The sequence below is a fragment of the Leclercia sp. UBA7405 genome (assembly GCF_037152215.1).
Lineage (GTDB): Bacteria > Pseudomonadota > Gammaproteobacteria > Enterobacterales > Enterobacteriaceae > Enterobacter > Enterobacter pneumoniae.
On the sequence record NZ_JBBCMR010000002.1, the window covers coordinates 157,589 to 170,063 of the forward strand.

At 54.2% G+C, this 12,475-nt stretch carries 13 protein-coding genes; 7 read left to right on the forward strand and 6 right to left on the reverse strand.

The features are described from left to right. Nucleotide 1 precedes the first annotated feature (1 nt). Nucleotides 2-661, forward strand: a complete 660-nt coding sequence (gene rluA / locus WFN75_RS13040; RefSeq protein WP_336996292.1) for a bifunctional tRNA pseudouridine(32) synthase/23S rRNA pseudouridine(746) synthase RluA — start codon at nt 2-4, stop codon at nt 659-661. A 28-nt stretch (nt 662-689) separates the two neighbouring features. Here rluA and djlA read toward each other — a convergent pair whose 3' ends face one another. After that, nucleotides 690-1,508 carry a co-chaperone DjlA gene (djlA, locus tag WFN75_RS13045; RefSeq protein ID WP_040077205.1) on the reverse strand — a complete coding sequence of 273 codons (819 nt, stop codon included), beginning with the start codon at nt 1,506-1,508 and terminating at the stop codon, nt 690-692. A gap of 240 nt (nt 1,509-1,748) precedes the next feature. Here djlA and lptD point away from each other — a divergent pair, with 240 nt between their 5' ends. From lptD to apaH, 6 genes are read left to right on the forward strand one after another with little or no spacing between them, the layout of a single operon-like run. Then, nucleotides 1,749-4,106: an LPS assembly protein LptD gene (gene lptD / locus WFN75_RS13050; protein ID WP_336996293.1), complete on the forward strand. Its 2,358-nt coding sequence runs from the start codon at nt 1,749-1,751 to the stop codon at nt 4,104-4,106. Nucleotides 4,107-4,160: 54 nt separating this feature from the next. Further along, the gene (gene surA, locus WFN75_RS13055) at nt 4,161-5,447 is read left to right on the forward strand and encodes a peptidylprolyl isomerase SurA (RefSeq protein ID WP_040077208.1); all 1,287 of its coding nucleotides are present in this window, start codon (nt 4,161-4,163) and stop codon (nt 5,445-5,447) included. Beyond that, nucleotides 5,447-6,433 carry a 4-hydroxythreonine-4-phosphate dehydrogenase PdxA gene (gene pdxA / locus WFN75_RS13060; RefSeq protein WP_263616184.1) on the forward strand — a complete coding sequence of 329 codons (987 nt, stop codon included), beginning with the start codon at nt 5,447-5,449 and terminating at the stop codon, nt 6,431-6,433. Before surA ends, pdxA begins: the two co-directional genes overlap by 1 nt. Next, entirely contained in the window at nt 6,430-7,251 is an 822-nt protein-coding gene (gene rsmA, locus WFN75_RS13065) for a 16S rRNA (adenine(1518)-N(6)/adenine(1519)-N(6))-dimethyltransferase RsmA (RefSeq protein WP_046885009.1), read from the forward strand. Before pdxA ends, rsmA begins: the two co-directional genes overlap by 4 nt. 3 nt (nt 7,252-7,254) lie before the next feature. Continuing rightward, nucleotides 7,255-7,632, forward strand: a complete 378-nt coding sequence (gene apaG / locus WFN75_RS13070; RefSeq protein ID WP_040077213.1) for a Co2+/Mg2+ efflux protein ApaG — start codon at nt 7,255-7,257, stop codon at nt 7,630-7,632. A gap of 3 nt (nt 7,633-7,635) precedes the next feature. Then, complete coding sequence (gene apaH, locus WFN75_RS13075; protein ID WP_336996294.1) at nt 7,636-8,484, forward strand: bis(5'-nucleosyl)-tetraphosphatase (symmetrical) ApaH; 849 nt, start codon at nt 7,636-7,638, stop codon at nt 8,482-8,484. A gap of 42 nt (nt 8,485-8,526) precedes the next feature. On the opposite strand, the gene folA is transcribed toward apaH, so the two are convergent. From folA to WFN75_RS13100, 5 genes are all read right to left on the reverse strand, one after another. After that, nucleotides 8,527-9,006: a type 3 dihydrofolate reductase gene (gene folA / locus WFN75_RS13080; protein ID WP_006173915.1), complete on the reverse strand. Its 480-nt coding sequence runs from the start codon at nt 9,004-9,006 to the stop codon at nt 8,527-8,529. 114 nt (nt 9,007-9,120) lie between these two features. After that, nucleotides 9,121-10,986, reverse strand: a complete 1,866-nt coding sequence (kefC, locus tag WFN75_RS13085; protein WP_212477251.1) for a glutathione-regulated potassium-efflux system protein KefC — start codon at nt 10,984-10,986, stop codon at nt 9,121-9,123. Further along, a complete protein-coding gene (gene kefF / locus WFN75_RS13090; RefSeq protein WP_207292976.1) occupies nt 10,979-11,509 on the reverse strand; it encodes a glutathione-regulated potassium-efflux system oxidoreductase KefF in 531 nt (176 codons plus the stop codon). Before kefF ends, kefC begins: the two co-directional genes overlap by 8 nt. Nucleotides 11,510-11,614: 105 nt before the next feature. Next, nucleotides 11,615-11,848, reverse strand: a complete 234-nt coding sequence (locus tag WFN75_RS13095) for a YgdI/YgdR family lipoprotein (RefSeq protein WP_046885013.1) — start codon at nt 11,846-11,848, stop codon at nt 11,615-11,617. Between the two features lie 88 nt (nt 11,849-11,936). Then, complete coding sequence (locus WFN75_RS13100; RefSeq protein ID WP_336996295.1) at nt 11,937-12,425, reverse strand: toxin-antitoxin system YwqK family antitoxin; 489 nt, start codon at nt 12,423-12,425, stop codon at nt 11,937-11,939. Between the last annotated feature and the right edge of the window lie 50 nt (nt 12,426-12,475).

Sequence of the window (12,475 nt, forward strand, 5' to 3'; positions counted from 1 at the left end):
CATGCAAATGGAGCCCTACAATCCGCCGCAGGATCCCTGGCTGGTTATCCTGTATCAGGATGAACATATCATGGTGGTCAACAAGCCGAGCGGTCTGTTATCCGTACCGGGCCGTCTGGATGAACACAAAGACAGCGTGATGACGCGCATTCAGCGCGATTATCCGCTGGCAGAGTCGGTTCATCGTCTGGATATGGCCACCAGCGGCGTGATTGTGGTGGCGCTGACCAAAGCGGCGGAGCGGGAGCTTAAGCGCCAGTTCCGAGAGCGTGAGCCCAAAAAAGAGTATATTGCCCGCGTCTGGGGGCACCCGGAGAAAGCCGAAGGGCTGGTGGATCTGCCCCTGATTTGCGACTGGCCAAACCGTCCGAAGCAGATGGTCTGCTATGAGACAGGCAAACCGGCGCAGACTGAGTATGAAGTGCTGGAGTACGCGCCGGATAATACGGCACGGGTCCTGCTAAAACCGATTACCGGCCGCTCACACCAGCTGCGCGTGCATATGCTGGCATTGGGGCATCCGATTCTTGGGGATCGCTTCTATGCGCCACCGGAGGCGCGCGCGCTGGCGCCTCGCCTGCAACTGCATGCCCGGATGCTGACCATCACCCATCCCGCTTTCGGGAATGCGATGACCTTTAAAGCCCCGGTCGACTTCTAAAATAACGCCCGGCTATACCGGGCGTATCTTATTTAAAGCCTTTCTGCTCTTTTATGAGCTCATACGCTTTCTGAATCTCCTGCGCTTTCTGCTTCGCCATCTCCATCATTTCTGGCGGTAACCCCTTCGCCACCAGCTTATCCGGATGATGTTCGCTCATCAGTCGACGATAGGCGCGCTTAATGGTTGGGCCATCGTCCGTTGGCTTCACGCCCAGCACGTTACAGGCATCTTCCAGCGTCGGGCCACGTTGCGCCTGCTGCCAGCCGCCGCCAGAAGATTGCTGCTGTTGGTAACCGCCACCGAACTGCGCTCCGCCCTGCATCATGCGCAGGAACTGGTCAAACTGCATTCGTGAGATACCGAGCTCTTCCGCAATGACATACAGCACGTCGCGTTCGTTAGGATGAAGCGAACCATCGGCAAAGGCTGCCTGAATCTGGATCTCAAGGAACATACGAATCAAATCAAAACGACCGAAACAGACGCTACGGAACTGACGCATCTTTTCACGCAGGGGATAGTTATCCGCCTTACCTACGCGAAATGCATGTTGCGCCGCCGCACGCGAATCCCCGTGCAGGTTCATTCGGTCCATAAACTGGCTGGCGACGTGAATGTCCGCCTCTGTCACGCGCCCTTTTGATTTGGTCAGATGCCCCATCACTTCGAAGGTCGTCGCAAAAAAGAGGGCCTGACGCTGTTGCTGATTGGCGAACCAGGCCATCTTACGACTGCGAGCTTTATCAAACATATGGCCGATAATCAGCCCCAGAATGATGCCCCAGAAGCCTGCGCCCATCATTAATGCGAACGCCACGCCGATAATTTTTCCCCAATACTGCATATACTCCCCAAATGGTGATGGATCTGATCCTGTGCAATGCCATCATTCCTGTGGTCTCGCCACGGTCAATTGAAGGACATCGCCTATAATTTGCATTATCATACTCGTCATTCAATAGCGAGCCTATCACCACGGCTCGCAAACGGGCAGGATTAACGCTGGCACTGCGATGATGAGTAAGATAGTCTCTGACCGTTTGCCAGCGTATAGCCACTGATGACGGAACAACAAATAAAACGTATGAAAAAACGTATCCCCACCCTTCTGGCCACAATGATTGGCACTGCCCTCTATACACAACAGGGACTGGCAGCCGATCTCGCCTCGCAATGTATGCTGGGTGTTCCCAGCTATAATCGCCCGTTGGTTCAGGGTGATACGAACGACTTACCGGTCACCATCACTGCGGATAACGCAAAAGGTAATTACCCTGACAATGCCGTTTTCCACGGCAATGTCGATATTGCACAGGGTAATAGCCGTCTGCAGGCCGATGAGGTTCAGCTTCATCAAAAGCAGCCTGACGGTGCCGCCGAACCGGTGCGAACTGTTGATGCGCTGGGTAATGTGCACTATGACGATAATCAGGTCATTCTGAAAGGTCCGAAAGGTTGGGCAAATCTTAATACCAAAGATACCAACGTCTGGGAAGGCGATTACCAGATGGTGGGTCGTCAGGGTCGCGGTAACGCCGATCTGATGAAACAGCGCGGTGAAAACCGCTATACCATTCTGGAAAACGGCACCTTCACCTCCTGTCTGCCCGGCTCTAATACCTGGAGCGTCGTGGGAAGCGAAGTGATCCATGACCGCGAAGAGCAAGTTGCAGAGATCTGGAACGCCCGCTTCAAGCTCGGCCCGGTGCCGATCTTCTACAGCCCTTACCTCCAGCTGCCGGTTGGCGATAAGCGCCGTTCAGGTTTCCTGATCCCGAATGCGAAATACAGCACCAGTAACTACTTCGAGTTTTACCTGCCGTACTACTGGAACATCGCGCCAAACATGGATGCCACGATTACACCGCACTATATCCATAAGCGCGGCAATATCATGTGGGAGAATGAGTTCCGCTATCTGTCGCAGGCGGGCGCGGGTGTCATGGAGCTGGATTATCTGCCTTCCGATGATGTCTACCGAGATGATGCCAAAAATAATCCATCCGGAGACGATCGTCATCGCTGGTTATTCTACTGGCAGCATGCGGGTGTGATGGATCAGGTGTGGCGTTTCAACGTCAACTACACCAAGGTCAGCGACCCATCCTATTTCAATGACTTTGATTCCAAATATGGTTCCAGTACTGACGGCTATGCAACGCAGATTTTTAGCGCCGGCTATGCGGTACAGAATTTTAACGCGACGGTCTCCACCAAACAGTTCCAGGTCTTCAACACCCAGACCCGCAGCACCTATGCTGCCGAGCCGCAGCTTGATGTTAACTGGTATCAAAATGATGTCGGGCCGTTCGATACTCGCGTTTATGCCCAGGCGGTGCACTTCGTTAACACTAATGACGACATGCCGGAATCCACGCGTGTACATTTAGAGCCAACGATTAATCTGCCGTTGTCGAATAACTGGGCAAGTCTCGATACCGAAGCGAAGCTGATGGCAACCCACTATCAGCAGAAAAAAATCGATGATTATGCTCAATTAGATGACTCTGTAAACCGTACCCTTCCGCAATTCAAGATGGACGGTAAGCTGATTTTTGAACGTGATATGAACCTGGCAAACGGCTATACCCAGACACTGGAGCCGCGTATGCAGTACTTGTACGTGCCTTATCGCGATCAGAGCAATATCCAGAACTACGACTCATCTTTCCTGCAATCCGACTATAGCGGGCTGTTCCGTGACCGTACTTACGGTGGTCTGGACCGCATTGCCTCTGCCAATCAACTGACGACCGGGGTAACCTCCCGCGTTTATGATGACGCTCAGGTTGAACGTTTTAACGTTTCTGTTGGTCAAATCTACTATTTCACCGAGTCTCGTACCGGTGATGACAATGTCCAGTGGGAAGACGACAACAAAACGGGCTCCCTGGTCTGGGCTGGAGACACCTACTGGCGCATGACCGACCGTTGGGGCCTGCGCGGCGGCGTACAGTACGACACCCGCCTGAACAATGTCTCAACCGGTAGCGGCACCATTGAGTATCGTCGCGATGAAGACCGTCTGGTGCAGCTAAGCTATCGCTACGCCAGCCCGGAGTACATCCGCGCTACATTACCGAGAGACAATAATGACAAGACCTGGAATGCTGCGCAGTACAAAGAGGGCATTTCGCAGGTGGGTGGCACAGCAAGCTGGCCGATCGCCGATCGCTGGTCCGTCGTGGGTGCGTACTACTTTGACACCAACACCAGCAAGCCGGCCGATCAGATGGTGGGGCTGCAGTATAACTCCTGCTGCTACGCTATCACTGTCGGCTACGAACGTAAGCTGAACGGTTGGGATACAACTCGCCAGCAGAGCGAATACGATAAAGTTATCGGCTTTAACATCGAACTGCGTGGCCTGAGTTCGAATTACGGCCTGGGTACTCAGCAGATGCTGCGTTCTAACATTCTGCCGTACCAAAATTCTCTGTGATGCACTTGAATGACAACGTAATCCGCATTTGCGGTTAATTGAAATGGAAAAAGTATGAAGAACTGGAAAACGCTGCTGCTCGGTATCGCCATGGTTGCGAATACCAGCTTCGCGGCCCCACAGGTTGTCGATAAAGTCGCAGCCGTTGTGAACAACGGTGTAGTACTTGAGAGCGACGTTGATGGTTTAATGCAGTCTGTGAAGCTCAACGCGGGTCAGGCAGGTCAGCAACTTCCGGATGATGCCACGCTGCGTCATCAGATCCTTGAACGTCTGATCATGGATCAGATCGTTCTGCAGATGGGTCAAAAAATGGGTGTGAAGATCTCTGACGAACAGCTCGATCAGGCGATCGCGAACATCGCTAAACAAAACAACATGTCTGCAGATCAGATGCGCAGCCGTCTGGCCTATGACGGTATTAGCTACTCAACCTATCGTAATCAGATTCGCAAAGAGATGCTGATTTCTGAGGTGCGTAACAACGAAGTCCGTCGTCGTGTCACCATCCTGCCTCAGGAAGTGGATCAGTTGGCGAAACAGGTGGGTAACCAGAACGATGCCAGTACAGAGCTGAACCTGAGCCACATCTTGATCCCACTGCCGGAAAATCCTTCCTCCGATCAGGTTGCTGATGCGGAAAACCAGGCGCGTTCCATCGTCGATCAGGCGAAAAACGGCGGTGATTTTGGCAAACTGGCAATCACTTACTCTGCCGACCAGCAGGCGCTGAAAGGCGGCCAGATGGGTTGGGGCCGTATCCAGGAGCTGCCGTCTATCTTCGCTCAGGCTTTGAGCACCGCGAAGAAAGGTGACGTCATTGGTCCGATCCGCTCGGGCGTTGGCTTCCACATCCTGAAAGTGAACGACCTGCGCGGCCAGAGCCAGAGCATCTCTGTCACGGAAGTGCATGCCCGTCATATCTTGCTGAAGCCATCACCGATCATGAACGACGATCAGGCACGCGTGAAGCTGGAGCAGATTGCTGCAGATATTCGTAGCGGAAAAACCTCTTTCGCCAATGCGGCAAAAGAGTTTTCTCAGGATCCAGGCTCTGCTAACCAGGGCGGCGATCTGGGCTGGGCGGCAGCCGATATCTACGATCCGGCCTTCCGTGATGCGCTGATGAAGCTGAACAAGGGCCAGATGAGCGCGCCGGTTCACTCCACCTTTGGCTGGCACCTGATCGAACTGATGGATACCCGCAGCGTGGATAAGACCGATGCGGCGCAGAAAGATCGCGCGTATCGCATGCTGTTCAATCGTAAATTCTCGGAAGAAGCGGCGACCTGGATGCAGGAGCAACGCGCCAGCGCTTACGTGAAAGTATTGAGCAACTAATGAAACACCACCGTGTTGTCATCACTCCCGGCGAACCCGCCGGGATTGGTCCGGACCTCGTTGTCCAGCTCGCGCAACGAAGTTGGCCGGTAGAGCTGGTCATCTGTGCTGACGCCACACTGTTACAAGACCGGGCGGCACTGCTCGGTCTGCCTTTATCTCTCCTCCCCTATGATGCCGCCCTGCAGCCGGTTCCCCAGCAAGCGGGGACCTTAACCCTGCTCAATGTCCCGCTGCGCGCACCCGTGATTCCCGGTCAGCTCAGCACCGAAAATGGTCACTACGTGGTAGAGACCCTGGCGCGTGCCTGCGATGGCTGTCTGAACGGCGAATTTGCGGCGCTGATTACCGGTCCGGTGCACAAGGGGGTGATCAACGACGCAGGTATTGCTTTTACAGGGCATACCGAATTCTTTGAAGAGCGCTCGCATAGCCCGAAAGTGGTGATGATGTTGGCCACTGAAGAGATGCGCGTGGCGCTGGTCACCACCCACCTGCCCATTAAGGCGATTCCTGATGCCATTACCCCGGCACTTTTGCGGGAAATTATCGGGATTCTGCATCATGATTTGCAGACTAAATTCGGTATTGAGCAACCGCACGTACTGGTCTGCGGCCTGAATCCCCATGCCGGGGAAGGCGGGCACATGGGTACAGAAGAGATCGACACCATTATCCCGGTCCTCAACGAGATGCGTGCGAAAGGGATGAATCTCAGCGGGCCACTGCCTGCCGATACCCTTTTCCAGCCCAAATATCTCGAGAATGCCGATGCCGTGCTGGCGATGTACCACGATCAGGGCCTTCCCGTGCTAAAATACCAGGGATTTGGCCGCGGCGTGAACATCACCCTCGGTTTACCCTTTATTCGAACGTCCGTTGACCACGGTACTGCACTTGATTTAGCAGGCCTGGGCCAGGCAGATGTCGGCAGTTTTATTACGGCGCTTAATCTCGCCATCAAAATGATTGTTAATACTCAATGAATAATCGCGTCCATCAGGGCCACTTAGCCCGTAAACGTTTCGGGCAAAACTTCCTCAACGATCAGTTTGTGATCGAAAGTATTGTTTCGGCTATCAATCCACAGAAAGGCCAGGCAATGGTCGAGATCGGCCCAGGTCTTGCTGCGTTGACTGAACCGGTCGGTGAGCGTCTTGACGCGCTGACGGTTATCGAGCTGGACCGCGATCTGGCGGCGCGCCTGCAAACGCACCCCTTCCTCGGGCCGAAGCTGACTATCTATCAGCAGGATGCGATGACCATGAACTTTGGCGAATTGTCAGAGAAAATGGGCCAGCCGCTGCGCGTGTTTGGTAACCTGCCGTACAACATCTCGACGCCGCTGATGTTCCACCTGTTTAGCTATACTGATGCCATCGCCGACATGCACTTTATGTTGCAGAAAGAGGTGGTGAATCGACTGGTTGCAGGGCCGAACAGTAAAGCGTATGGTCGACTGAGTGTAATGGCGCAATATTATTGCAACGTCATCCCGGTACTTGAAGTGCCGCCGACGGCCTTTACGCCACCGCCAAAGGTGGACTCTGCGGTGGTGCGTCTGGTTCCTCATACCACGATGCCTTATCCAGTAAAAGATCTGCGCGTACTGAGCCGCATTACGACGGAAGCCTTTAATCAGCGCCGGAAAACGATCCGCAACAGCCTGAGTAACTCGTTTACCGTTGAGGTGTTATCTGAGCTGGGCATCGATCCGGCAATGCGTGCGGAAAATATTTCTGTCGAGCAGTACTGCAAGCTGGCTAATTACATCAGCGAAAATACGCCGCCGAAGGAGAGCTAAGCCATGATTGATTCGCCCCGCGTATGTGTTCAGGTGCAAAGTCTCTATATCGAATCGCAATCCACGCCGGATGAAGAGCGTTATGTCTTTGCCTATACCGTCACCATCCGTAACCTGGGGCGAACGCCTGTGCAACTGCTTGGGCGCTACTGGCTGATCACCAATGGCAACGGCCGTGAAATCGAAGTCCAGGGGGAAGGCGTCGTTGGTGAACAACCGCATATCGCCCCTGGCGAAGAGTATCAATACACCAGCGGTGCGGTCATCGAAACGCCGCTGGGCACCATGCAGGGCCATTACGAAATGGTCGATGCCGACGGCAATACCTTCCGTATTGCCATTCCTGTTTTCCGTCTGGCTGTCCCAACACTCATTCACTAAAACATGTCTACATACCTTATTGGCGACGTTCACGGTTGCTACGATGAACTGATCGCGTTGTTAAAGCAGGTGGAGTTTACACCGGGCAAAGACACGCTGTGGCTGACGGGCGATCTGGTCGCGCGCGGCCCAGGCTCGCTGGAAGTGTTACGCTACGTTAAATCACTCGGCGATAGCGTTCGCGTCGTGCTGGGCAACCACGATCTCCATCTGCTGGCGGTCTATGCCGGCATCAGCCGTAACAAGCCAAAAGATCGTATCACTCCGCTGCTGGATGCGCCGGATGCCGATGAACTCATCAACTGGTTACGCCGTCAGCCGCTGCTGCAAATCGATGAAGAGAAGAAGCTGGTGATGGCCCACGCGGGGATTACGCCGCAGTGGGATCTGCAAACCGCTAAAGAGTGCGCGCGTGATGTAGAAGCGGTGCTGACCAGCGACTCTTACCCCTTCTTCCTCGATGCCATGTACGGCGACATGCCGAATAACTGGAGCCTTGAGCTGAGCGGTCTGGCACGCCTGCGATTTATCTCCAACGCCTTTACCCGCATGCGTTACTGCTTCCCGAACGGTCAGCTGGATATGTACTGCAAGGATGTTCCCGAGAGTGCGCCTGCGCCGCTCAAGCCCTGGTTTGCTATCCCCGGGCCGGTGACGGAAAGCTATAGCGTGGCCTTTGGTCACTGGGCATCACTGGAGGGGAAAGGCACGCCAGAGGGCATCTATGCTCTGGATACCGGCTGTTGTTGGGGTGGCGATCTCACCTGCCTGCGCTGGGAAGATAAAGCCTGGTTTATTCAACCATCGAATCGTCAGCCGAATTTAGGCGACGACGAGGCGGTTGCCTCTTAAGGAAAGTACGCACCTCTCGTCAAAAAGAGGTGCGTAACGCAGCTAGCGACGCTCAAGGATCTCAAAGCAGTAGCTGTGCGAGTTTTGTGCGTCCGCATCGTGAAACTCACTGAAGACCGACTCCCATTCATCCGGATCGTAATCCGGGAAATGGGTATCGCCTTCCACTTCCGCATCGATATGGGTCAGGTAGAGTTTCTGGGCTTTTGGCAGGAACTGCTCGTAAACACGGCCGCCGCCAATCACCATAATTTCTTCCGCGTCGCCACAGGCGGCGATAGCTTCATCGACAGATTTAACCCACTCAACGCGATCATCGGTGCCTGGCTGGCTACTGATGACAATGTTCTTACGGCCAGGTAAAGGACGACCAATTGACTCCCAGGTCAGGCGGCCCATCACTACTGGCTTGTTCAGCGTGGTACGTTTAAACCATGCGAGATCGGCAGGCAGGTTCCATGGCATGGCGTTTTCCATACCGATAACGCGATCTACCGCCAGCGCTGCAATCAGACTGATCATTGAAAAATTTCCCGGATATAAAAATTGCCGCCACTATACGTAAAGCTTAATCTTTCGTCGACGGGCGGCAGAGTAAAGAAGCGGAAATATTTAAATATTGCTGTCGAGGCCTCTTCAGGTCATAGGTTTACTCTCTGGCTCATCCGCAGGGTTGCCCGTATGCTTACCCTCTTCGGTCCCTTGCCATCCATGACGCTGAATCAGTGAGAGATGATTACGATCTTCGCTGATGATTTCGGTCAGCATCGCGCTGGTACGTTTGACGACCGCGGCACGCGACGACGCGTCACTTTCGGTCATTGCGGCCATCTCTTCCACCATCTCAATGTTAAAGCGGCGGAACAGATCGGCACGCTCCCGCGCCTCGTAGGCACCCAGCCCCAGCTTTTCCAGCGCCAGACGCCCTGATTTCAGCGCCCCTTCGAAGGTTTCACGCTCGGGAGCTTCAACACCGGCCTGCCGTAGCTGGATGTAATGATCCACATCGCGCGCACGAGAGATGATCTTCAGGTGTGGGAAATGTTCCTGCGCCAGCTTCGCCAGCTGCAGGCTGGTTTCAGGATCGTCGATGGCGTTGATCAGCACCTCAGCCTTACTGGCACCCGCCGACTCCAGCAGATCGACCCGGGTGGCATCGCCATAGAACACCTTCATATCAAATTTACGCAGCGTTTCGATATGGTCCGGATCGTGATCAAGTATGACCATCTTTACGCCACTCGACAGCAGTAAGCGGCCAGTAATCTGACCAAAGCGGCCAAACCCGGCGATAATCACGCGAGGTTGTTCTTCATCAATCTCATCAGCCTCACGCTCGTGGCCGCTGCCCGCATTTTCCAGGCGAGTTAAGAGCACCAGCAAGAGTGGCGTAACCGCCATCGAGAGCGCCACCGCCAGGGTTAAGGCTTTTGCCCATTCAGGATCCAGTACGTTCGCCATCTGCGCCGCGCCAAAAACCACGAAGGCAAATTCACTCCCCTGCCCCAGCAATACGGCAAACCAGCGACGCTGTTGATTAGGCACGTTCAGCGGACGGGCAACAAGCCATAACACCGCCATCTTGATGACCAGGAAACCGACCAGTAGCACCAGGATCCGCAGCGGATGCGTCACCAGCGTACCAAAGTCGACCGACATCCCAACGCCAATAAAGAACAGCCCAAGCAACAAGCCTTTAAATGGCTCAATATCGCTTTCCAGCGCATGACGATATTCCGAGCTGGCCAGCAGTACCCCGGCCAGGAATGCCCCCATCGCCATCGATAATCCGGCCTCTTCCAGCAGCAAACCGAAGCCAAAGACCAGGAACAATGCCACGGCGCTGAAGACTTCACGCAGGCCAGAGCGCGCGACAAAGCGCAGCAGCGGCCGGGTAACATAGCGTCCCAGCAGGATCACCAGCGCCAGCGCGCCCGCAACTTTCAGTGCCGAGAGCGCAAACGCCCCCAGCGTTGTCGAGGCGCCAGAGGCTGCCAGGAGGGGGATCATTGCCACCAAAGGAATGGCGGCAATATCCTGGAACAGCAGCACCGAGAACGTGCTGCGCCCCATTTGCGAAACAGTCAGATTACGTTCGTTCATCGCCTGCATGGCAATGGCGGTAGAGGAGAGCGCCAGCGTCATGCCGATCAACTCTGCCACTTTCCACTCCATACCCAGCAGCATACAGAACCCACCCAGCAGCAGGCCGCAGGCAATCATCTGTAGCGCCCCGCCGCCAAATACCGATGCCCGTAGCGTCCATAAACGACGCGGATCCAGCTCCAGACCGATAACAAACAGCATCAGCACCACGCCGATTTCCGCAAAATGCAGGATCGACTCGGCATCTGTTACTAAGCGCAATCCCCAGGGGCCAATGACACAGCCAGCGATGAGATAACCGAGAACCGATCCCAGCCCCAGCCGTACCGCAACCGGCACGATCAGTGCCGCCGCGCCTAAATAGATCAGCGCCTGAATCAGCGTATGGCTATCCATGGTGCTTCTCCTGCCAGTCGAGTAAACGTTGTTTGTAATGACGCGCCTGCGCTTGCAGCGTTTCATCGTCGCAAACGAAGGTGCAGTGCATCGCGAAAGGCGGGAGCCAATGTAATCCACAATAGAGCGCGGTCGCCTGAAGTGGCTGCGCCAGCACATCAAAGCCCGGGAAATCGCCGATATCGAAGTGGCTCTCCCCCCCGCCGGTGGTCACCGCCCAGAGCAGACTTTTGCCCTGCAGCGCTTGACCGTTGTGGCCATACGCCCAGCCGTGCGAGAAGACTTTATCGATCCAGAGTTTTAACAGAGGTGGCGTGCTGTACCACTGCATAGGATGTTGCCAGACGATGAGATCGGCACGAGATAGCGCTTCCTGTTCGGCGGCGATATCGATATTGAAATCGGGATAGAGTTGATAGAGCGAGCGTACTTCTACGCCGTCGAGATTCCTTACCTGCTCCAGCATCCGCTTATTCGCATGCGAGTGCTGCGGATAAGGGTGAGCATAAATAATTAAGATCATGTATTAGCCTGTTGATTTACTGCTCTCTTTTAAGGAAAGAGTGTAGTCAGTAATCTAACAGGCTAATAGTGAATAATATTGACGAGCTAAATGGGTAAATCTGAACTAGTTATCGAGTTCGCCCATTGATTTTACCTGATCGCGGTTAATCTGCTCTGTCTGCCCGGTCTCAGCATTTTTGTAAGAAACCAGACCCGTATCATCATCCACCTGCGGTTTGCCGTCGGTGACAATAGTTTTACCATCAGTCGTTTTTACTGACTGGTTAGAAGAGCAGCCGGCAACGGTAAACAGAGCAGCGGCAGCAAAAATGGAGGTCATCAGCAGTTTGTTGTTCATTGTATTCTCCCTGGGTCAGTCAAGACGTGTCGTTTAGCGTAATACTATAGTGGAATATTCCGCCTGCAGGGGTAAATACAGAACACTCTTAGCTTTTTACCGGCAGACCCTCTTTATAGATCACCGTCTTCACCACTTTGCCGTTGGCATCGTAGGTCTTCGCCTCTCCGTTAGCCTCACTCTCTTTAAAGGTGATGGTCGAATGCAGTTTGCCGTCCTGGGTGTAGCCCTGAGAAACCCCGCTGGCTTTGCAATTGACCAGCGGCGTATGGCTTCTTAACACGCCATTGGGATAGTAGACATCAATGTACTCATCAAAACAGCGGTTTTTGACCACGGTTTCAAACTTCTTGCTGCCATTGTCGTACTTCTCCACCAGCTTGCCTTCCGGCACGTTGTCCGCCACCTTCACCTCAGGTGTCGTGAGCTTTTTCTGCCCCTCCAGATCCTCTTTCAACCCTTTAGCATAGTCGGGCGTCATACCCATGCTATCGATGGTATTGGTAACAGAGGAGGCGAAATCCGCGCATCCAGAGAGCAACGCCACCAGCGAGATCAGCGCAATTGTACGATTCACAAGAAACTCCTTTTAAGATGAGTGCGCTAACCATGCGGCCACTATTCTGT

What these genes read in the sequence shown, in the direction of transcription:
- rluA (WP_336996292.1), top strand. Translation starts at nt 2, where the DNA reads ATGCAAATGGAGCCCTACAATCCGCCGCAGGATCCCTGGCTGGTTATC.
- djlA (WP_040077205.1), bottom strand. Translation starts at nt 1,508, where the DNA reads ATGCAGTATTGGGGAAAAATTATCGGCGTGGCGTTCGCATTAATGATG.
- lptD (WP_336996293.1), top strand. Translation starts at nt 1,749, where the DNA reads ATGAAAAAACGTATCCCCACCCTTCTGGCCACAATGATTGGCACTGCC.
- surA (WP_040077208.1), top strand. Translation starts at nt 4,161, where the DNA reads ATGAAGAACTGGAAAACGCTGCTGCTCGGTATCGCCATGGTTGCGAAT.
- pdxA (WP_263616184.1), top strand. Translation starts at nt 5,447, where the DNA reads ATGAAACACCACCGTGTTGTCATCACTCCCGGCGAACCCGCCGGGATT.
- rsmA (WP_046885009.1), top strand. Translation starts at nt 6,430, where the DNA reads ATGAATAATCGCGTCCATCAGGGCCACTTAGCCCGTAAACGTTTCGGG.
- apaG (WP_040077213.1), top strand. Translation starts at nt 7,255, where the DNA reads ATGATTGATTCGCCCCGCGTATGTGTTCAGGTGCAAAGTCTCTATATC.
- apaH (WP_336996294.1), top strand. Translation starts at nt 7,636, where the DNA reads ATGTCTACATACCTTATTGGCGACGTTCACGGTTGCTACGATGAACTG.
- folA (WP_006173915.1), bottom strand. Translation starts at nt 9,006, where the DNA reads ATGATCAGTCTGATTGCAGCGCTGGCGGTAGATCGCGTTATCGGTATG.
- kefC (WP_212477251.1), bottom strand. Translation starts at nt 10,986, where the DNA reads ATGGATAGCCATACGCTGATTCAGGCGCTGATCTATTTAGGCGCGGCG.
- kefF (WP_207292976.1), bottom strand. Translation starts at nt 11,509, where the DNA reads ATGATCTTAATTATTTATGCTCACCCTTATCCGCAGCACTCGCATGCG.
- WFN75_RS13095 (WP_046885013.1), bottom strand. Translation starts at nt 11,848, where the DNA reads ATGAACAACAAACTGCTGATGACCTCCATTTTTGCTGCCGCTGCTCTG.